This window comes from Fructilactobacillus florum DSM 22689 = JCM 16035 (assembly GCF_001436645.1).
Taxonomy (GTDB): domain Bacteria; phylum Bacillota; class Bacilli; order Lactobacillales; family Lactobacillaceae; genus Fructilactobacillus; species Fructilactobacillus florum.
In genome coordinates this window covers 181517-202287 of the sequence record NZ_AYZI01000001.1, presented here as the reverse complement: position 1 = coordinate 202287, position 20771 = coordinate 181517, and the positions used below count along the sequence as shown (strand labels likewise).

Below are 20771 nucleotides of genomic sequence, written 5' to 3'. Positions count from 1 at the left end.
GATAATTTTGCAACTAGCACAACGACAACAGCAAGAAAAAATTATTGCGGCGCTCCGAGTTCAGCCAAAGATTGACCCACAGGCTGAGTTACGGCGAAGCATTGACTTTATTAAGGAATATGTCAAAGCAACTGGAATGCAGACGACAGTTTTGGGAATTTCTGGCGGGCAGGATTCGACCTTAACAGGGAAATTAGCTCAGCTGGCAATGAATGAACTACGGCAAGAAACTCACTCGACAGCCTATCAATTTATTGCAGTGCGGTTGCCATATGGAGAACAGGCGGACGAATCGGATGCGATGGCAGCCATTGAATATATTGGAGCGGATCAAGTGGTTCGGATAGATATTAAGCCAGCCACTGATGCTGCTGTTGCAGCGGTCACAGCCAGCGGGGCAACCGTTTCTGATTTTAATAAAGGAAATATCAAGGCTCGCCAGCGGATGATCGCTCAGTATGCGATTGCAGGAGCGCAGCGTGGACTGGTTCTTGGAACCGATCATGCAGCCGAAGCAGTGACAGGCTTTTATACCAAATTTGGTGATGGAGCCTGCGATTTAACTCCGTTATGGCGGTTGGATAAGCGCCAGGGAAAAGAGCTGTTGCAAATGCTTGCGGCTCCTGAACGGTTGTATAAAAAGATTCCGACGGCAGATTTAGAAGATCAGCGTCCAGCGCTTCCCGACGAAGCAGCACTGGGGGTAACTTATCAAGAAATTGATGATTTCTTAGAGGGACATGACATTGCAGAGCGCCCGGCCGCAATCATTGAAAATCTTTACCAAAGGACGGCACACAAACGCCACGCACCGGTTACTGTTTTTGATACCTTTTGGAAAACCCGCTAAAATCTCGGAAACCGAGGTTTTTTTGTTAGCGTTCTTGGGAGGTTACGTATTCTAACTAGTAGCGATGGTCGGAGTAACGGATGCCAAGTTCGGCGGGAGGAACTAACCATGAGTAATCTAGAATTGCAACAGTTAGTAGAAAAAATTTCTTACACATTTTTTAATAAGCCGTTTCAACATCGCGCATACTTTAATCAGCGGTTACAAACGACTGGTGGTCGTTATCATTTACGCAGTCACGATATCGATATTAACCCTAAAATGGCCGATTCAATCCCCAATTTAACTGGGATTATTAAGCATGAACTGGTTCACTATCATTTGCATCTGGCCGGTTATTCTGGAAAACACAATACACCGGAATTTAAACACCTGTTGCAGCAGGTTGGAGGGAGTCGCTACGCTCCTCGTTTAACTAAAAATTATCGGTATTGCTACCAATGTTCTGATTGTGGTCGACAGTATAATCGCCAACGACGGTTAAACGTTACAAAATATGTTTGTAGTCGCTGTCGGGGAAGGTTAGTTCTGCTGCCAGCAGCAAAATTTTAACCTTGTGTTTTTGCCAAAAGACTGATATAGTTATAAATGTTGATTTGCGGCCATGGCGGAATTGGCAGACGCGCAAGATTAAGGATCTTGTCGGGATTATTCTCGGTGGAAGTTCGAGTCTTCTTGGCCGCATTAAAAAATAGCTTAGTAATTTTTAGTTACAGCGATTGAATAGTTAGATTCGAGGGATGTCTGCTGACATCTCTTTTTTTTGATAACTACTGGCGACTATGGAGCTGTTAGCAAACTAAAACCCCTGCTAGGTAGAATTTTATCTACTTAACAGGGGTTTTAATTGCTAAATTATTTGACTAGTTCCTGATTTTTGGTAACTGATTCGCCATTGGTGAAAAGACTGTCTCCAGCGGAGGCTTCCTCGTTGGAATTGATCGCCCGTTGCTGCTCAGTTAATTTGTCAGCGGTGGGGAGATTCAACGAACTTCTGACGTAGTTAGAAACTCGCAGGAGTTCATGGTCAGGAGCAACTTGATAACTAATACCATCGACAGTTGCGTTGTCACACTGAAGGGCGTTTTCAACAACGTGTTTGGTGGCATCTCGATAATTAAAGCCAACCGTCATCATGTCATTAAACGTTAAATCAGTTTTGAGATTTTTGCTCATGGACTTGAGAATTTCGCTATAACGTGGTGCAGAAGAAATTGCGAGTCCTTTTTTCAAAACGGCTTGTAAAACTTGTCGTTGTCTGATTTGGCGTCCATAGTCACCTAAGGGGTCTTCGTGCCGCATACGCGTGTATTGTAAGGCAGTTTGCCCGTCCATGTGAACGGTTTTTCCTTTTTTAACACTAATTCCTTCATATTGGAAAGTTAGATTAGGAGTAATATCAACACCGCCAACGGCAGACACCATCTGTTTGATGCCTTTCATGTTAACCACGGCATAGAAATCAACGGGAACGTTTAATAGTTTATGAACGACTTCTGTTGCGCTGCTAGGTCCTCCAATTGTATAAGCAGCATTAATTTTCTCATAAGGTTGTGAGTCACCTGGAACAACGACTTTAGTATCTCTAGGAATACTAGTGAAATAAGTCTTGTTGGTTTTTGGATTAACCGTTGCGAGAATCATCGAATCAGTTCGACCTTTATCGTGACGACCAAGCTCACCGGTATCGGTCCCCATCAAGAGAATGGAAAAAGGCTTTTTATTTTTCAAGATGGAGTTAACGTCTCTAGAATCTTTACCTCCGGCCATGTAAGAATCATTAAAGGACGATTGTGCGTTATTGTATTGGCTGTACGCAAAGCCCACGCCACAAACTGAAAGCAGTAACATGACGGCCATGATCGTCCAAGCCAGCGGATGATGTTCGCGCTCATTTGGGGAAGATGTTTTAGATGGATTTGATTGGTCATCATGATTATTTTTGATGAAATGATTTTGACCAGTTCGACGGTTACTTTGCTTTGGATGCTCCTGATTTTCCATTATTTAACCTCATTCTTAATTAGTCTATTTACCATTATAAACTATTCCTAGAAACGTTGGCACTAAAGCCTTTAACTTAACTTTATCTTAACAAATTGCTTTTAAAAAAAATGCTCGAAGATATGCTAAAATTAATGGGATTGAAGGGAGTGAACGGATCATGAGTCGGTTAGTTCTAGTGCGGCATGGTGAGAGTACGGCTAATTATACGAAGACCTTTACGGGGTGGAGTGACGTTGCTCTGACTGAACGGGGGCGGGCAGCGGCCTTTACTGCTGGGCAAAAATTGGGACGGTTACAAATCCAGTTTAAAGCAGCACATACTTCCTATTTAAAACGGGCGATTGAATCTGAGAATCTAATTTTGGAAGCTATCCACCAACTTGAGATTCCGCAATACAAGACTTGGCGCCTAAATGAACGCCACTATGGAGCATTACGGGGGCAAAAAAAAGCAACGGTGCGTCAAGCGGTTGGCGATTGGCAGTTTCAACAGTGGCGAAGAAGTTATGCGGCGGTGCCACCGCAGTTGGATCAGGTTCCTCGATTGCGACGTTATCAGATGGCAGGCATTCGCGAACCCCGGGCTGAAAGTTTAAAAATGGCGTCAGATCGACTACTACCTTATTGGCAGGATCAATTAGCCCCACGGTTACGTGCAGGTCAGGATCAATTAGTGGTGGCCCATGGGAGCTCATTACGGGCCTTAGTAAAATGGATTGAGGAAATTAGTGATTGCGGGATTGATGGAGTTGAAGTGTTGAATGCAGTGCCAATCGTGTATACTTTTGATCCTCAGCTCCAAATTCTAGATAAACAGGTATTATCATAAAGGTAGCAATGCCATTAGGATGGTTAGTTTGTCAACGGAACCGCAAAGTTAAATGGCTAACTTTGCGGTTTTTTATGACTTCAAAAAACAGGCGACTACTTATCGACGTAATGTCAGTAAGCAGCCGCCTGATTGCGGTTAACCTTAATTTAATTTGCGAAAAATTGCTTAAAAACTGATAGCGTTAGTTAAGCGAGCGTTCCCATTGGATCCCAAGGGGCAAGCACCGTTGGTTCTTGCTGCTGAGCAGCTTGTTCGGTAGCACTTAAATATTTTTTGTTAATTACAACTTGGTAAACAAATTGCTCGAACCACTGATCGCTCATTACGAAGTAGCCCTTGGTTCCAACTTTGGGACCCCAACTGTTTTCGATTTTCCACTTGGTGGGTTGACCATCGACCAGGTCAACCCCAGTAATTACCATGGCATGATCCATAACACTTTCGCCGTAATCTAATCGTTCTGCCTTTGAGAGCGAGAGATTTGTCCCCATTAGTTCGTCAACCTGGTATAGTTCGGGATCCAACAGTCCGGCTTGTCGATCAGATGCTTGAGTAACGTCACTGCCAAACCAGACCGTTTCATTAGCTTGGAGTTGTTTGATGGTAAGTTCTTTGAGTCGTTCGATACTGAGGTTGAAATGTTTAACGGGACGACCACCGACGACGTTACCTAATAACTCAACCGTGTAAGTTTTTTCAAATGGTTTGTCGGCGGTTGGTGAATTAATAATTGAAAGATAATCCTCTAAATCAAGGTTAATATACTTTTTAAAGAAAGTTTTGGGAGTCAGATGACGATCAATCTGGTAATGATTTTGTTGATCACGATATTCAAAATCAAAGCTTTCGACCGGCTCGCCAAATGCTAGAACCAGCATACGATAAACTTCGGCCAACATACTTTCTTGTTGATGTGCAATTTCTGAAGCAGTGGCATTAGCTGCCTGCATCTTTCTTAAAATAACAGCATCGTGGCGCAACTTGGTATTGAGCGTTCGGTTAATTTCGCTGGAATTAGCGCTGTTAGCAGTTTCTGGCATGGCATCTTTGGGAACAATGCCATACTTTTCAACGAGAGCACATAACATATCCCACTGACCACCATCTTGTTGTGGTTGTTGCAAAAGAAAGTTGACTTTGCGATCAGTCAGTGGTCGATCAGCAGTCGCAAGCACGTTATTTAAGAAATAATTTGCTTTTTCAAATTTATCCCAGAAGAATACAAATACTTGAGAAAGTTCGAAGTCTTTTGACACATTAAATTGGTTTTCAATTTGGCTCCGCATCGTATTTAGTGCAGCAAATAGCCAGCAACGCCCACTGCGTTTTTGATCAGAAACGCTTTGATTAGTCACATCAATTGAAAAAACAGGAGTCAGGGCGGGTTTTCGGCGCTGCTCTACCGCACTTTTTAAGATGCCATTTTGGGAAACAGCTCGGCGCACGAGGTTCGCTGTGGGATCCTGACGAAGCTTTTGGGCATACTGCTTAATTTGGTCGGGTTTAATTGCTTTCTTCATAGATATTTCCTCCTGAACTAACGAACGTTGATGATCTGCGGACCGTCTTCATGTTGCACAATAATGGTATTGACCATATCTAAGAAAAGTCCGTGTTCAACAATGCCAACTAGTTGATTGAGCTGGTCGGCTAAGGCTGCTGGATTAGGAACGGCAGTTATAGATAAGTCAATGATATAGTTGGCAGAGTCGGTAGTAACAAATTGCTGATCAGTTGTTTTTCTGATTTTAGCATGGAGACCTAGGGCTTGCAGCCGTTTTTCCAGCTGGCGACTACCGTAGGGGATGACTTCAAGTGGAACAGGATAGGTTAAGGTGGGGACTAGTTTGCTTTCGTCAACAATCCACATGTTTCGTTTGGAATTAGTTGCGACAATTTTCTCCATTAAGTGGGACGCTCCCCCGCCCTTAATTCCCTGATAGTGATCATCAATTTGATCGGCACCATCAATTGTGAGGTCAATTTGATCAATCTCATCAAGGGTTTTTAAGGGGATATGAAGTTTTTCAGCATGCGCTTTGGTGGCAATCGAGGTGGGCACTCCCGTAATTCGGAGTCCGGCTTGCACCCGTTTGCCGAGTTCTTCAATTAGGTACCACATGGTTGAACCACTACCAATTCCAATTACCATGTCGTTTTGGATATATTTGACGGCGGCTTGTGCAACTTCGGCCTTTTGTTTTTGTATGGTTTCGCTGTCCATCGATGTTTCCCTTCAATGATAAATGATTAATAATCTACAGAAGTTAATTTTGGCTGGATTTTCGTAGTTTGTCAAGTCGTGTTAATCGATGGCAAATACTGGTAAAATGGCAATATCAAATTGTTGAAAAAGGAGGGATTTAATCGTGAAACGTGGGTTTGAAATTGTTACCAAGGCGCTTCCCTTGGATTTAGAACTACCCCAACGAGCTACCCAGCAAGCAGCTGGCTACGACTTGGCAAGTTCAGTTGACATGACACTACCTTCCATTTGGAAGCGCGGCTTTTTTCGAGCAATCCGATTACTGGCCCAAGCTCGTGCATTAGACGAAGAGCAGCTTGAAAACGCTCAAAAAATTCTAAAACCAGTTTTGATTCCTACGGGGATTAAAGCTTATATGCAGCCAGATGAGGTGTTAGTGGTCGCCAATCGTTCCAGCAACCCGTTAAAACGGTCGTTAGTCATTCCTAATGGGATTGGAATAATTGATGCGGATTACTATAATAATGAAAAAAATGAGGGTGAAATTTTTGTTCAAATGGTCAACGTGGGTTTAACTGATCGAAAAATTAAAAAGGGAGAACGCATTGCCCAGGGAATTTTTATGCCGTATTTGCGAGCAGATCAAGAAAAATTTCCGACTAAGAAGCGACAAGGTGGGTTTGGTTCCTCTGGCAAGTAAGTTAGGAGCTTAGATGAGTAAGGCAAAAACACAATTTAGTTGTAGTAATTGCGGCTACATGTCACCGACTTATTTGGGACGGTGTCCCAACTGTGGTGAATGGAATACGTTTGTAGAAGAAACGATTGCCAAGGAAAATACAGGTGCAGTTAATCCAACTCGGGTTAATTTTTCTGGTAAGCAGGTTCAACCCCAGTTAATTGATCAGGTTAATGCCGCAGCAGCGCCTCGGTTTACAGTTGGTTCTCAAGAACTTAATCGCGTATTGGGAGGTGGAATTGTTCCTGGTTCACTAGTCTTAATTGGTGGAGACCCGGGGATTGGGAAATCCACCTTATTACTGCAGGTGTCTGGTGAACTAAGCCAACTGCAAAAACGAGTGCTCTACGTGACGGGAGAAGAAAGTGCTGATCAAGTCAAAATGCGGGCAGATCGCTTACAAATCCCCCAGAATGAAGACCTGTATGTTTTTCCAGAAACTGACATGACAGCGATTCGCGATGCAATTGCCGATCTGAAGCCAAACGTTGTAATCGTTGATTCCGTACAAACAATGCAGGAAAGTACCGTCACCTCAGCGATCGGATCGGTTGCACAAGTTCGTGGAGTAACCAGTGATTTGATGAACATTGCTAAAACGAATAACATCACAATTTTTATCGTGGGGCATGTGACCAAGGGCGGAGCGATTGCCGGACCGAAGACGTTAGAACATATGGTTGATACGGTGCTGTATTTCGAAGGAGATCAGCACCATGCTTATCGACTATTGCGGGCGGTTAAAAACCGATTTGGGTCGACTAACGAACTAGGCATTTTTGAGATGGCTGATCACGGCTTACAAGAAGTGCAAAACCCATCAGAGATTTTTTTGGAAGAGCGGTTGAAAAATGCAACTGGTTCCGCCATCGTGGTAGCTATGGAAGGCACACGTCCAATTTTAGTGGAGTTGCAAGCCTTGATTACTCCGTCGGTCTTTGGAAACGCACAGCGGACGGCTAGCGGGGTCGATCGAAATCGAGTTTCATTGATTATGGCAGTCTTAGAAAAGCGGGCAGGACTGCTATTGCAGAATCAAGATGCTTATTTAAAGGCTGCGGGCGGCGTTAAACTAAATGAGCCGGCGATTGATTTAGCGATGGCAATCAGTATTGCATCAAGTTATGAAGATATCAGTACCGATGTAAAAGAGTGCTATATTGGTGAACTTGGTTTGACTGGTGAAGTTCGGCGGGTTGATCGAATTGAACAGCGTTTGCGAGAAGCAGCCAAATTAGGATTTAAACGGGTGCTGGTCCCTAAGCATAATTTAGATCTGGTGGAAATTCCTCAGGGGCTACAAGTTGTTGGAGTGACAACCCTTAAAGAAGCCCTCCAGCTAAGCTTGAAAAAATAGTAGTTCCTAACTTTATTTTTAGGGCTGATAATTGTAAAATGAACTGAAAAACTAAATTTAATGATAGAAAAGAGCGAAAACTGTGGCAGATGAAAAAATTCGCGTTCGGTATGCGCCTAGTCCTACGGGACATTTGCATATTGGAAACGCTCGGACGGCAATCTTTAACTATTTATTTGCACGGCGGTATCAAGGAAAATTCATTATTCGGATTGAGGATACTGATACCAAACGAAACGTTGCCGATGGAGAAAAAAGTCAGTTAGATAATTTGAAGTGGTTAGGTCTCGATTGGGATGAAGGTCCAGATGTCGGTGGTGATTATGGTCCGTATCGGCAGTCAGAGCGACAAGCTACCTACCAACCTTTGATTCAAAAACTGTTGGATGAGGATTTGGCATACTATTCTTATAAGACTGAAGAAGAACTAGAAGCTGATCGTGAGGAACAAAAAGCCCGTGGGGTCATGCCTCATTATGAATATGAGTATGCTGGTATGACTCCAGCTGAGCAGGCTGCAGCTGTTACTGCTGCCAAAGCTAAGGGGTTAAAGCCGGTAATTCGATTCCGTGTCCCTAAGCAGCGGACATATGAGTGGGATGATATGGTAAAGGGACATGTCTCTTTTGATTCTGATACCATTGGCGGAGATTTTGTTATTGTGAAACGAGATGGCATGCCAACGTATAACTTTGCGGTGGTGGCTGATGACCATAACATGCAGATTAGTCATATTTTCCGTGGTGATGATCACGTTGCCAACACGCCAAAGCAACTAATGATTTATGAAGCTTTTGGTTGGGAGTCACCTAAGTTTGGGCACATGAGTTTGATTGTGAGTGCAGATACTGGCAAAAAACTCAGTAAGCGTGATGAAACGGTATTGCAGTTTATTGAGCAGTATCGCGAACTTGGATACTTACCAGAAGCACTGTTTAATTTTATCGTTCTGCTCGGCTGGTCTCCAGTCGGAGAAGATGAATTATTCACCCAAAAACAAGTTATCAAAATGTACAATGAAAAACGGTTGAGTAAGTCACCCGCAACTTTTGATGGGAAGAAACTGGAATGGATAAACAACCAGTACGTTAAAAACTCTGATGAAGACGTGATCGTCGATTTAGCTCTCCAGCAATTGATTAAAGCAGGAAACCTTCCCGCTGATCCAGATGCACCTACCATCGAATGGGCCAGAAAATTAATTGATGTCTATCGACGCCAAATGAGTTATATGGCTCAAATCAACGAGATGGCGGCTGGTTTCTTTACCGAACCAGAACAAATTTCTGGAGCAACCCTCGCTGAAATTCAAAATGACACTGCGCCCATTGTGCTACACACTTTTCGTGACAAGATTCAAAAATTACCAATTTTTGACAAAACAGCAATTCTGCAAACGATTAAAGCAGTACAACAAGAAACGGGGATTCGGGGTCGCAAACTTTGGATGCCGATTCGGATTGCGGTTTCTCATGAAATGGAAGGACCAGAGTTGCCAGAATCAATTGAATTGATTGGTCGAGAACAAACGATGCAGCATTTACAAGAAACCCTGGACCAAATTGAAGCATAATTAAAATATTTTTAAAATAATTGGTCTAGTGTTAGCACTAGACCTTTTTCTTTGTGGCGGGTCAATTGTGGTAGAATGGCAGGACAATAAGGGGCGGGATAATTATGGTATTGAAAGTATTTAATTCATTAAATAATCAGCTAGAAGTTTTTGAACCACTTGAAGCTGGAAAAATCAAAATGTATGTCTGTGGTCCGACCGTTTATAACTACATTCATATTGGCAATGCCCGTAGTGTGGTAGCATTTGATACCATTCGTCGTTATTTAGAGTATCTCGGTTATCAGGTGGACTTTGTTTCTAATTTTACTGATGTTGACGATAAGATGATTCAAGCGGCTACGGCAGATCAGACCAGTGTGAAGCAGATTGCTAAAAAATACATCGAAGCTTTTTATGCTGACACTAAGGCACTGAACGTGAAACCGGCGACTAATAACCCGCGGGCAACTGAAAATATTCCTGAAATTATCACCTTCATCCAATCATTGTTGGACAAGGGCTATGCATATGTGGTTGACCAAAATGTCTATTATAGGGCGCGCCGTTTTCCTAGCTATGGACAATTGAGTCATCAGGCATTGGCGGATTTGGAAACGGGTGCTAGTCAACATGTTTCTAAAACGGAATTGAATCAAAAAGAAGATCCGATTGACTTTACGCTTTGGAAGGCAGCTAAACCCGGAGAAATTTCCTGGGAAACGCCGTGGGGGACGGGCCGGCCAGGCTGGCACATTGAGTGTTCGGTAATGGCAACTAAATATTTAGGATCGACAATTGACATTCATGGTGGTGGAATCGATTTAGAATTTCCGCATCATGAAAATGAGCGGGCGCAAAGTGAGGCCAAAACGGGTCAGCAATTTGTGAAATACTGGTTGCATAATGGTTTTGTCACAGTGGGAGCAACCGATGAAAAAATGAGCAAATCATTGGGAAACTTTGTTACAGTGCATGAACTTTTAAATAAAGTGGACCCGCAAGCGTTACGGCTAATGATGTCAACTACGCAGTATCGCCGGCCAATTCGCTTTTCACAAGCGGCCCTGGACGAAGCTTCGATCAATTTAAAGAAATTGCAAACAGCATATCAAAACCTCCACTACCGCTTAGCAGGAGCACTGGTTGGAACCGATTTCAAATTTGATCAAAAGGTTCGTCAGTTGCAGGCAGATTTTCAGGATGCCATGGATCTGGACTTTAATGTCCAAAATGGAATCGCAAAGGTTTATGAATTAGCTAAATTAGGCAACGTGTACGCTGGTGAACCAACTGTGTTTGCAGATAGTCTTAATTTAATCTTGCATGATTTGGCTTGCCTGGCTGGCATCTTTGGGATTCAGTTAAAAATTGATCAGATTGATGACGAAACAATTACAGAGTTACTGAAAGAAAGAGAAGCAGCCCGAGCCCGCCATGATTTCGCCAAAAGTGATCAAATTCGTGATCAATTATCCAGTCAGGGGATTATTTTAGAAGATACTGCGCAAGGGACCAGGTATAGAAGGGAATTTCACTCATGAAAAAAGGCACGACGCCGGACTACAAGCAATTAAATGGGATTGCTTTGGCGTACTTTGGTGATGCAGTTTATGAAGTCTATATTCGGAAACATTTGTTAACAACGGGGCTCACGAAAGCAAACCAGCTACAGGGGACGGCCACGAGATATGTTTCTGCCAAGGCACAGGCTGGATTGATGAAGCTCATGGAGCAGGATCAACTCCTGAGTGTAACGGAGTGGGATTTTTTTAAACGAGGACGCAATGCTAAAAGCTATACCCATGCTAAAAATACGTCAGTAGTTACTTATCGGGTATCGACTGGGTTTGAAGCGCTTTTTGGGTACCTTGAACTTAGTAATCAACGGCAACGGGTGGCAGAACTTGCACATTGGTGTATTGAGCAAGTTGACGCAGGAAGGGTAGAATATGGAAAATAAACATGATTTCATTATGGGAAGGCATCCGGTAGTAGCCGCCTTACAGAATCAGGAACAGTCAATTAACAAATTGTTCTTACAGAGCGGGCTTCACCAACAGGATGCGACGCTACGCCAGATTGTGCAACTCGCTAAAAAGCGGCAGTTGGTGGTTTCAACGGTGCCAAAGTCTAAATTAGACCAGCTAACCAATCATCAAAATCACCAGGGAGTGGTGCTAGCAGTGGCGGCGTTTCGGTATGCGACCCTTGACGATTTGTTCGCTCGTGCGGCAGCCCTTCACGAACCTCCCCTTTTTTTGTTACTGGACAGTATTGCTGATCCACACAATCTAGGATCGATGTTGCGAACGGCTGATGCAGCTGGGTTTCATGGGATTATCATCCCTAAACACCGGGCGGTTGGACTGACCGCAACCGTGGCTAAAACGGCAGCAGGAGCCATTGAACGAGTGCCAGTTGCACGGGTAACTAATTTAGTGCAGACGGTTAAGGAGCTTAAGGAACGGGGAGTATGGGTGTTTGGTACCGATCTTTCAGGGACGGACTATCGGCACTGGGATGCCAAGGGAGCTAGTGCGTTAATCATTGGTAGTGAGGGTAGTGGCATGGCGCCCCTGTTGAAGAAACAGGTGGATGAAATGTTAACCATCCCAATGATTGGAAAGATTCAGAGCTTGAATGCTTCTGTAGCGGCTGGCTTGGTTATGTATCGTGGCTATGATTGTCGGCACCCGTTAGCGGGAGAAATGTAATGGAAAAGCCCTTATTAGTCGTTGATGGCTATAATATCATTGGAGCGTGGCCGGAGTTGCAACGATTAGGGAAGCAGCATGGTTTGGCTGCAGCTCGACAACAATTACTAGAAACTCTTTCTAATTACCAAAAGTATAGTGAAAAAGAGATTGTGGTGGTTTTTGATGCCATGGATGCTGCTGGACCGGTTCAAAAACAGCAAGAACGTAATCTAATGGTGGTTTTTTCAGCCGAAAATCAAACAGCAGATAGTTACATCGAGGCGCTCATAGCTAAAATTAAAAACCAGGATCGGCAAGTTGAAGTAGCAACGAGTGACCATGCAGAGCAATGGACGATTTTTAGTAATGGGGCGCTGCGGACTTCTGCCCGTGAATTAGCAACCGCAATTCGCATGGAGCAGGCTGACATTAGGCAAACGGTGAGAGAAAAGCATCGATTTTTATCGGGGAATCGACTGCAGTTTACGTCAAAACAGCTAGAACAGTTGCAGGCTTCCTTTCGAGAAGATGATAACTAATAATATAAGACCAGCTGAAAGCAGGTCTTATTTTTTTTGCAATAAAAAATAATTTGGAAAAACATAAGATTTAATTGGTTTGATAAAAAATATGTTAATAGAACAATCGTTCTCTTGTGAGCTAGCTTTATTTGTCGCTAAATTGTTATGAAATTAGTTTTAAAGGAGCACGGAATGAAAATAAAAACAAAGCACAATTGTAAGTGTAATCCGCAATTAATCATTGCCGCTCAAACGGATGATGAGGCGTTCACAAAGCTGTTTCAACAATTTGCTCCAGTTTATTTAAAGTTGTGGCATGATTTTTATTTAACTGACATGGAACTTTGCGACTGGAGTCAGGAAGCAGCGATTGTTTTTTATCATGCAATTCGAAAGTATGATTTAGCCAAGCAGGTGACATTTGGCAGTTTTTATAAAACCAGCTTGCGCAACCATTTGTTTGATATTTTGCGAAAAAAACGGGCCAAAAAACGAATCCCGGCTCGTTGTCAGGCCTCTTTTAGTGCTTATGCGGAATACTATGCAGAAACTGTTCAGGATGATGGGGCTCCTGATCCATTATTGTTGTATGAGGCCTATGAGGACTTACAAACGGTATTGCTTCGCTGTTCACAGTTTGAGCGCAGCGTGCTATCCGGGGCACTGCGACAGCAGACGGCACAACAAATTGCGACTCGAACGGCGACTAGTGTTAGTCAGGTTAGCAGTGCACTGTTACGATGTCGCAAGAAGTATTTTCAACAACATTGTTTGACGTGAGCTTGAATTAATGGTAAAGTAGCCACGATTAGGGGTGGTTTTATGCGAAGTCAGCGGGCAGTTTTAGCCTGTTCGATATGTGGAATGCGTAATTACCGAATTCGTATCTCGTCTAGGACTACCCAACGCTTGGAGTTAAAAAAGTATTGTAAGCATTGTCGTCGGGTAACGCTTCACCACGCATCGATTTAGGAGAAAACGAATGAAAAGATTATTTAATTTTATTAAAAGTGTTGGGCGGGAAATGAAACTAGTTACCTGGCCAAATGTTCGACAAACGAGAAATGATACTTTGACGGTGATTGGTACTACGATCTTCTTCACGATCTTTTTGGGAGTAATTGATTGGGTGATTCAGCAAGTCTTACTTTAATCTGGTCATTCGCATTTTCATAATTAATTTGTTATAGTATGGATACTAACTTCGTTGCGGCGAGGTTTTTTATTTTGGTTTTAAAGCAATGCTTCCACAAGGAGATATGTACAAATGGTAGAGTCAGCAGAAAAACAGTGGTATGTATTACATACTTATTCCGGTTATGAAAACAAAGTAAAGGAAAATCTGACTTCTAGAAAAGATTCGATGGGGATGCAAGACTACATTTTTGATGTGGTAGTTCCCGAACAAGAAAAACGCGAAGTAAAAAACGGCAAAGAAAAAGTCGTAATGGATAAAACCTTTCCCGGATATGTCTTGGTTCAGATGGTGATGACCGATCAAGCGTGGTACGTGGTACGAAATACTCCAGGAGTGACCGGATTTATTGGTTCACATGGACAGGGTTCTAAGCCGAACCCACTTTTGCCAGAAGAAGTTGACCAAGTAATGGCAAGCCTTGGGGTTAAACAAAACGTGACGCCACTGGAAAGCCAAGTTGGTGATACGGTCACAATTACTGAAGGAGCTTTTAATGGTCTTTCAGGTAAAATCACCAGTATTGACAACGAAAAAGGAAAGCTCAAGGTTAATATTGACATGTTTGGTCGAGAAACCAGCACGGAACTAGACTTCCACCAAGTTAAACCACTAGCTATTTAGAGCAGCAACAGTTGTTAAATCACAGTGATTGTGTTATGGTTGTCAAGTGTATTTTGCATGATCAACGTGGGAGAAGAAAATTTATCTTCATTGACCACACACGGACTCAGAGGAGGTATGTCTCGTGGCTAAAAAAGTAGCTGATATTGTCAAATTGCAGATTGCAGCGGGGAAAGCAACCCCTGCTCCTCCAGTTGGACCCGCTTTAGGGCAAGCTGGAGTTAACATCATGGAATTCACGAAGGATTTCAATGCTCGGACAGCCGAGCAAGCTGGAATGCTGATTCCAGTTGTCATCACAGTTTATGAAGATCATTCCTTTGACTTCATTACTAAAACTCCACCAGCCGCTGTTCTGTTGAAAAAAGCAGCAGGAGTGGAATCCGGTTCTGGCGAACCTAACACTAAAAAAGTAGCTACGGTAACTAAGGATCAAGTAAAGGAAATCGCCGAAACTAAAATGCAGGATCTAAACGCAGCTGATGTTGAAGCAGCAATGCGGATGATCGAAGGAACTGCTCGCAGCATGGGCTTTACAGTTGAAGGCTAATTTTAACTGAGAGTAGTCGCGGTATTATCAAAAGATAATATTTGAAAGTGGGAGGATTTTCTTTCCGTCAACACCACATTTGCAAGGAGGAAAAACATGAGTCGTAAACGAGGAAAAAAATACAGTACAGCTGCAGAGCAGGTCGATAAAAACAAAGCTTACACAGTTGAAGAAGCAGTTGCTTTAGTCCAAAAATTGGATACGGCTAACTTTGATGATTCAATTGAAGCAGTTATTAAATTAAATGTGGATACCAAACAAGCTGATCAACAGCTGCGTGGTGCTGTCGTTTTACCAAACGGAACTGGTAAAGATCAAAAAGTAATTGTTTTTGCCAAGGGCGATAAAGCGAAAGAAGCAACTGCAGCTGGTGCTGACGTGGTTGGTGAAGCAGATTTAGCTCAAAAAATTATGGATGGTTGGCTTGACTTTGACGTTGCCATTTCAACTCCAGATATGATGGCTCAGGTTGGTCGTTTGGGACGAGTATTAGGACCTAAGGGTTTGATGCCAAATCCTAAAACGGGAACGGTTACTATGGACGTTACTAAAGCGGTTCAGGAATCTAAAGCCGGCAAAGTTACGTACCGGACTGATCGAGACGGCAACGTTGCCGCTGCGATCGGGAAGGCTTCTTTCTCAGCTGACAAGTTAGTAGAAAACTTTAAAACCATTCAAGATATCATCATTAAAAATCGTCCTGCATCAGTTCGTGGAACGTATGTGCAAAACATCTCAGTTTCATCAACTTTTGGCCCTGGAGTTAAGGTCGCACCAGAATCTTTTTAGCGACTAGTTACAGAGTTTGACGGTTGATCACTAGTGTGATAGATTATTAATATATGAATCGCCTAAGACTCAGGTGACCGATTGGTCTTAATTTTGCCTGCCGAGGAGTTTAACGACTTTTCCCTGTGTTTTAGCGAGCATGGGGATTTTTTATGCGATTCACTAACTATACAGGAGGTGAATGTGATGCCAAAGAAAGATGTTATTGCTGCTAAAGCTGCCCAAGTCGACGAAGTTGCCAATGATTTTAACGCTGCTATTTCCGCTATTGTAGTTAACTCTCGTGGTTTGACCGTAGCTCAGGATACCGAGCTTCGTAAAGAACTTCGTGCCAACGATGTTAAATTAGTAGTTATTAAGAACAAAGTTTTAGAACGGGCTGCTGACCAGGTTGGTCAAGCAGATTTGAAATCAATTTTCAAGGGACCAAGTGCCGTTGCCTTTTCTAAAGAGGATCCGGTTGCCCCCGCTAAAGTATTAAAGAAGTTTGCTTCAGAGCATGAGGCTTTGGAGATTAAGGGTGGAATTATCGAAGGTGAAGTTGCTTCCCTTGATAAGATTAATGAGTTTGCTACCTTGCCAAGTCGAGAAGAATTACTATCAACGCTTGCCAATATTTTACAAGCTCCAATCCGCCAAGTTGCATATGCTGTTAAGGCAGTTTCTGAAAAAGATGCTGATTCTGATGACGGCGACGCTGCTTAATTATAATTTAAAAACGTCCTATTAGGAGGAATAATCATGGCTTTTGATAAAGATAGTATTATTGCACAATTAAAAGATGCTTCGATTACCGATTTAAATGATTTGGTAAAAGCAATCGAAGATGAATTCGATGTATCAGCTGCTGCTCCAGTTGCTGCTGCCGGCGCTGCTGGTGGTGAAGGTGCTGCTAAGAGTACTTTTGATGTTGAATTAACTGCTGGTGGTTCTGGTAAGATTAAGGTTATCAAGGCCTTAAAGGATATTACCGGGCTAGGTCTTAAAGAATGTAAGGAAATGGTTGATGGTGCTCCATCAATCGTTAAAGAAGGACTTTCTGAGTCAGATGCTAACGACATCAAGGAAAAGCTTGAAGCCGAGGGCGCAACTGTTACTTTGAAGTAGTTTTCTTAGCAAAAGGACGTGTGGTTTTGGCCATGCGTCCTTTTTGCTTTTCTTGTAGAATAACGAGGAAATTGAGATAATAAAAAGGACCTAATCAATTGGAGGCAACCTTTGAAAAATTTTATTAAGCGCTTGGTGAATCTATTTAATCGATATTTGAACTGGATTAAGGCCATTTTTTTGTTAGTCATTATCATTTTTGTGATTATTGAAGGTCGTGAAATCATTCATGAGATTAATGGACAGCAGATGCGCCAAAGTTTAGCATCACAGTCCCCTAGCAATTTATTGTGGATGACTATTTTAGGATTTTTAGCAGTCACCCCCATGTTGTTTTATGATTTTACGTTTACAGAATTCTTGCCAACTAAATTCAAATCACTGTATGTAATAAAAAGTGGTTGGATTACGAATTCTTTTACGAACATTGCTGGTTTTGGAGGCTTCTTGGGAGCTAGCTTACGGGCCAGCTTTTATAGTAAAGGAGCGACTAAGAAGCAGATTTTATATGCGATTTCTAAAATTGCTTTGTTCTTATTGGCTGGATTATCGATGTTGTGTTTGTTAGCACTTATTTTGTTGTTTGGATTTGGCATTGGTCGCCAATATGCCGGTTACTGGTTTTGGTTAGCAGGCGGTGGTGTTTATTTTCCAATTATTTTTATGGTTACACGGTTGAACAACTCTGAATTTTTTGCAGATTTAACCATTAAACGGGAATTAAAATTGATTGTGGGTTCTTGTTTAGAGTGGAGTTCCTGTGCGAGCCTATTTTTGATCATTGGAAGTTTTATGTCGTTGCCAATCAATGTTTTTAATGTCTTTCCGCTCTTTATCGCAGCAAACGTAATCGGAGTTGTTTCGATGCTACCAGGGGGACTTGGGACCTTTGATGGCACCATGATTATTGGCTTGGGATTGTTAGGAGTATCACCGACATTAGCAACTGTCTGGGTGCTACTGTATCGGATTTTTTACTACTTTTTACCGTTTGCAGTTGGGGTATTCCTTTTTGCCCAAGAGTTGTTGGCTCGGGTTAACCATTTTTTGGATGACATCCCAATGAGTATCGTGCAACGGTCAGCTCAGATTATCATTACCATTTTTATGTATTTTTCTGGGATTATGATGATTTTACTGGCCACGGTTCCTAATGTGGTCTTAACCAACCGATTATATTTATCGCTAGCTCCCTATACTTTGTATTTTCTGGGACAACTTTCAAATGTGGTAATTGGTTGTTTACTAGTTGGCTTGGCGCGCGGGGTTGGTTCACAGGTCAAAAAAGCCTTTTGGCCAACGGTTGCGCTACTAGTCTTTGCGATTGGAAATACTTTATGGAAGGAAGATTTCCCCAAGGGTCTAGCAATTTTCTTGTTTGTGATTATGGTTTGTTTGTGGTTTGCCCGGAAAGGAATGTATCGCGAGCGCCTCACCTATTCGTGGGGGGCACTACTAACGGATGCCGGGATTTTTATTGCTACTTTTGTGATTTATGTTTTGGTTGGGTTACTGATGGGAAATGGACGGTCGGTTATTAAACTAACCAATGCCTACCTATTACCTTCCCAACAAGTTTGGATTATTGGTTTAATTGGCTTTGTGATCGCAATTTGTATTCTATACGGTCTCTATCGCTATTTAAGTTACTCTAGTCCAAGTAAGACGGCCTGGCTTTATCAAAAATTTGATGCCGAGCGCGTGCGCACAGTGATTAATAACTTCGGTGGAAATGAAGATAGTCACCTGGCTTTTTTACGGGATAAGAAATTATATTTTTATCAAGAGGATCATCAAGACCAAATGGTGTTTATGTATCGCCAAAAAGCGAACAAGCTAATTGTAATGGGAGAACCCTTTGGTAATCAGGAAAAGTTAGAAGCAGCTATTGATCAGTTTATGTTAGATGCTGATAATGTTGATTTGACCTTGGTTTTCTATGAGGTGAGCGAGTCGCTGACGATGTTGTTACATGACAAGGGCTTTGATTTTATCAAGGCTGGAGAAGAAGGATATGTCAATCTGAAAGACTTCACCCTTGTCGGGAAGCGACATCGTGGTGAACGCGCGTTGATGCATAAATTTAGTCGGGATGGATACCACTTTGACATCTTACAACCGCCCTTTTCAGAGAACACGCTTGCTAAACTACGGTTAATTTCTGAAGAATGGCTCGAAGGTCGGGAGGAAAAAGGCTTTTCACTTGGGTTCTTTGATGACTATTATTTAAATCAAGCTCCGATTGCGGTAATTCACGATCAGGATGATGAAATTGTGGCCTTTGCTAATCTGATGCCAACTGGTGATCATCAAACGACCTCGATCGATTTAATGCGGTCAGGGGGAACAGCACCTTCTGGAATTATGGATGCAATTTTCATTAATTTATTTAACTACTCAAAAGAAGTTGGCTACCAGTGGTTTAATCTTGGGATGGCACCGCTAGCCAACGTTGGGAATTCACGGTTTAGTTTTATTAACGAAAAAATCGCGCATTTAATTTATGAATATGGCGATGCGTTTTATAGTTTTCAGGGATTACGGTCCTATAAGCAAAAATATGTTGATCGCTGGGAATCAAAGTACTTCGTTTATCGTCGACATAATTCGTTGGTCTTTACCATGTTACAACTATTGGTAGTAGTCAACGAAAAACCACAGCGGTTAAATTAGGTAAAAGCCTGCAAATTTTTATTTGCAGGCTTTTTAATTGGGTTAAATTAGTGAGGAACATAATTTATTTGCTATTAATCAAGATTAACTAGGAAAACAAGTTTGTAACTGTTACAATATTTACAATTATGAGGAGGTCTTAAAATGACAAGAAAGATTGGAATCATTGGCGTTGGTCATGTTGGGAGTACCGTTGCCCACTATTTAGTTGCAAATGGATTCACTGATGAATTAGTTTTGATTGATACTAATACAAAGAAAGTTGAAGCCGATGCGCTTGATTTTCGTGAAGCGATGCCAAATTTACCATTCCATACGGAAATTATTGTGAATGACTATGGTGCTTTACGTGATGCAGATATCATTATCTCAGCCTTAGGAAATATTCGGTTGAATGATCAAGCTAACGAGGATCGGTTTGTCGAATTGCCGTTTAATAGTGAGAACGTCAAACAGGTGGCTGCTCGAATTCGTGATGTCGGTTTTAATGGAATTATTATTGCGATAACTAATCCGGTCGATGTCATCACTCAAATTTATCAGCAAGTGACGGGATTGCCGCAAAAACATGTTTTAGGAACGGGAACCTTACTAGATTCAGCTCGCATGAAACGTGCGGTGTCCGAACGCCTGAAGCTTGATCCACGGGCAGTGAGTGGCTATAATTTGGGTGAGCATGGCAATTCTCAATTTACGGCCTGGTCCACCGTTTATGCTCTTGACCAACCCTTAACAAAGTTAGCGCCAGCTAGAGGACTAGACTTAGCTGAGCTTGATAGTGAAGCTCGTCGAGGAGGTTTTGCGGTTTTTAAAGGGAAAGGGTACACTAGTTACGGAGTGGCAACGGCTGCGGTTCGGCTAGCGCTAGCGATTATGAGTGATGCGCATCTGGTTTTACCGATTTCTAATTTTCGATCAGAATACCAGGTCTACTTATCATATCCAGTTATAGTTGGACGTGATGGAGTCTTGCAGGATAATCCGCTACAGTTAACGAAACAAGAACTAGAACAACTACAACATTCTGCTGACTTTATTAAGAGTAATGTTGCAAAATATTTAGGTTAAAA

General features: G+C 42.3%; 23 protein-coding genes, 1 tRNA gene and 1 other annotated feature. Of the genes, 21 read left to right on the top strand and 3 right to left on the bottom strand.

The genetic code is table 11. The annotated features are described in order from the left end of the window. Nucleotides 1-7 precede the first annotated feature (7 nt). From nadE to FC87_RS01015, 3 genes are all read left to right on the top strand, one after another. Entirely contained in the window at nt 8-850 is an 843-nt protein-coding gene (gene nadE, locus FC87_RS01025; RefSeq protein WP_054689826.1) for an ammonia-dependent NAD(+) synthetase, read from the top strand. 108 nt (nt 851-958) lie between these two features. Then, nucleotides 959-1402: a SprT family protein gene (locus FC87_RS01020; RefSeq protein WP_035422008.1), complete on the top strand. Its 444-nt coding sequence runs from the start codon at nt 959-961 to the stop codon at nt 1400-1402. A gap of 46 nt (nt 1403-1448) precedes the next feature. Further along, nucleotides 1449-1534, top strand: a tRNA-Leu gene (locus FC87_RS01015). A gap of 171 nt (nt 1535-1705) precedes the next feature. Here the strand turns inward: FC87_RS01015 and FC87_RS01010 are convergent. Next, on the bottom strand, nt 1706-2854 hold the full coding sequence (locus FC87_RS01010; protein WP_035422011.1) for an LCP family glycopolymer transferase: 1149 nt from the start codon (nt 2852-2854) through the stop codon (nt 1706-1708). 160 nt (nt 2855-3014) lie between these two features. On the opposite strand from FC87_RS01010, the gene FC87_RS01005 reads away from it, so the two are divergent. Continuing rightward, entirely contained in the window at nt 3015-3686 is a 672-nt protein-coding gene (locus FC87_RS01005) for a 2,3-bisphosphoglycerate-dependent phosphoglycerate mutase (protein ID WP_035422013.1), read from the top strand. Nucleotides 3687-3874: 188 nt separating this feature from the next. Here the strand turns inward: FC87_RS01005 and FC87_RS01000 are convergent, their stop codons facing one another. Both FC87_RS01000 and rpiA read right to left on the bottom strand, forming a co-directional pair. After that, on the bottom strand, nt 3875-5209 hold the full coding sequence (locus FC87_RS01000) for a C1 family peptidase (protein ID WP_009167423.1): 1335 nt from the start codon (nt 5207-5209) through the stop codon (nt 3875-3877). A gap of 17 nt (nt 5210-5226) precedes the next feature. Then, the gene (gene rpiA, locus FC87_RS00995) at nt 5227-5913 is read right to left on the bottom strand and encodes a ribose-5-phosphate isomerase RpiA (protein ID WP_035422016.1); all 687 of its coding nucleotides are present in this window, start codon (nt 5911-5913) and stop codon (nt 5227-5229) included. Between the two features lie 145 nt (nt 5914-6058). On the opposite strand from rpiA, the gene FC87_RS00990 reads away from it, so the two are divergent. The 17 genes from FC87_RS00990 to FC87_RS00915 all read left to right on the top strand — a co-directional run bounded on the left by FC87_RS00990 (nt 6059) and on the right by FC87_RS00915 (nt 20769). After that, a complete protein-coding gene (locus FC87_RS00990; protein ID WP_009167421.1) occupies nt 6059-6595 on the top strand; it encodes a dCTP deaminase/dUTPase family protein in 537 nt (178 codons plus the stop codon). 13 nt (nt 6596-6608) lie between these two features. Continuing rightward, nucleotides 6609-7991, top strand: a complete 1383-nt coding sequence (radA, locus tag FC87_RS00985; RefSeq protein ID WP_009167420.1) for a DNA repair protein RadA — start codon at nt 6609-6611, stop codon at nt 7989-7991. Between the two features lie 82 nt (nt 7992-8073). Next, nucleotides 8074-9564, top strand: coding sequence for a glutamate--tRNA ligase (gene gltX, locus FC87_RS00980; RefSeq protein ID WP_056961350.1), 1491 nt, complete (start codon nt 8074-8076; stop codon nt 9562-9564). A gap of 104 nt (nt 9565-9668) precedes the next feature. Further along, nucleotides 9669-11087, top strand: coding sequence for a cysteine--tRNA ligase (cysS, locus tag FC87_RS00975; RefSeq protein ID WP_009167418.1), 1419 nt, complete (start codon nt 9669-9671; stop codon nt 11085-11087). Further along, a complete protein-coding gene (locus tag FC87_RS00970; RefSeq protein ID WP_009167417.1) occupies nt 11084-11506 on the top strand; it encodes a Mini-ribonuclease 3 in 423 nt (140 codons plus the stop codon). Before cysS ends, FC87_RS00970 begins: the two co-directional genes overlap by 4 nt. After that, nucleotides 11496-12260, top strand: a complete 765-nt coding sequence (gene rlmB / locus FC87_RS00965) for a 23S rRNA (guanosine(2251)-2'-O)-methyltransferase RlmB (RefSeq protein WP_009167416.1) — start codon at nt 11496-11498, stop codon at nt 12258-12260. Before FC87_RS00970 ends, rlmB begins: the two co-directional genes overlap by 11 nt. Next, a complete protein-coding gene (locus FC87_RS00960) occupies nt 12260-12781 on the top strand; it encodes an NYN domain-containing protein (RefSeq protein WP_009167415.1) in 522 nt (173 codons plus the stop codon). Before rlmB ends, FC87_RS00960 begins: the two co-directional genes overlap by 1 nt. A gap of 174 nt (nt 12782-12955) precedes the next feature. Then, nucleotides 12956-13543: a sigma-70 family RNA polymerase sigma factor gene (locus FC87_RS00955; RefSeq protein WP_056961348.1), complete on the top strand. Its 588-nt coding sequence runs from the start codon at nt 12956-12958 to the stop codon at nt 13541-13543. A 42-nt stretch (nt 13544-13585) separates the two neighbouring features. Further along, complete coding sequence (rpmG, locus tag FC87_RS06780; protein ID WP_081579377.1) at nt 13586-13735, top strand: 50S ribosomal protein L33; 150 nt, start codon at nt 13586-13588, stop codon at nt 13733-13735. Between the two features lie 10 nt (nt 13736-13745). Then, on the top strand, nt 13746-13916 hold the full coding sequence (gene secE, locus FC87_RS00950) for a preprotein translocase subunit SecE (RefSeq protein ID WP_009167413.1): 171 nt from the start codon (nt 13746-13748) through the stop codon (nt 13914-13916). A gap of 114 nt (nt 13917-14030) precedes the next feature. Beyond that, nucleotides 14031-14582, top strand: a complete 552-nt coding sequence (gene nusG, locus FC87_RS00945) for a transcription termination/antitermination protein NusG (RefSeq protein WP_009167412.1) — start codon at nt 14031-14033, stop codon at nt 14580-14582. 124 nt (nt 14583-14706) lie between these two features. After that, nucleotides 14707-15132 (top strand): 50S ribosomal protein L11, encoded by a 426-nt coding sequence (rplK, locus tag FC87_RS00940; protein WP_009167411.1) that lies wholly within the window; start codon nt 14707-14709, stop codon nt 15130-15132. A 96-nt stretch (nt 15133-15228) separates the two neighbouring features. Beyond that, nucleotides 15229-15921: a 50S ribosomal protein L1 gene (gene rplA / locus FC87_RS00935; RefSeq protein WP_009167410.1), complete on the top strand. Its 693-nt coding sequence runs from the start codon at nt 15229-15231 to the stop codon at nt 15919-15921. 43 nt (nt 15922-15964) lie between these two features. Beyond that, nucleotides 15965-16082 (top strand) — a sequence feature (ribosomal protein L10 leader region). A 25-nt stretch (nt 16083-16107) separates the two neighbouring features. Next, a complete protein-coding gene (rplJ, locus tag FC87_RS00930) occupies nt 16108-16626 on the top strand; it encodes a 50S ribosomal protein L10 (protein WP_009167409.1) in 519 nt (172 codons plus the stop codon). A gap of 36 nt (nt 16627-16662) precedes the next feature. Next, nucleotides 16663-17028, top strand: a complete 366-nt coding sequence (gene rplL, locus FC87_RS00925) for a 50S ribosomal protein L7/L12 (protein ID WP_009167408.1) — start codon at nt 16663-16665, stop codon at nt 17026-17028. A 111-nt stretch (nt 17029-17139) separates the two neighbouring features. Then, a complete protein-coding gene (gene mprF, locus FC87_RS00920) occupies nt 17140-19701 on the top strand; it encodes a bifunctional lysylphosphatidylglycerol flippase/synthetase MprF (protein ID WP_009167407.1) in 2562 nt (853 codons plus the stop codon). A 144-nt stretch (nt 19702-19845) separates the two neighbouring features. Further along, on the top strand, nt 19846-20769 hold the full coding sequence (locus FC87_RS00915) for an L-lactate dehydrogenase (RefSeq protein ID WP_009167406.1): 924 nt from the start codon (nt 19846-19848) through the stop codon (nt 20767-20769). Nucleotides 20770-20771: the final 2 nt, after the last annotated feature.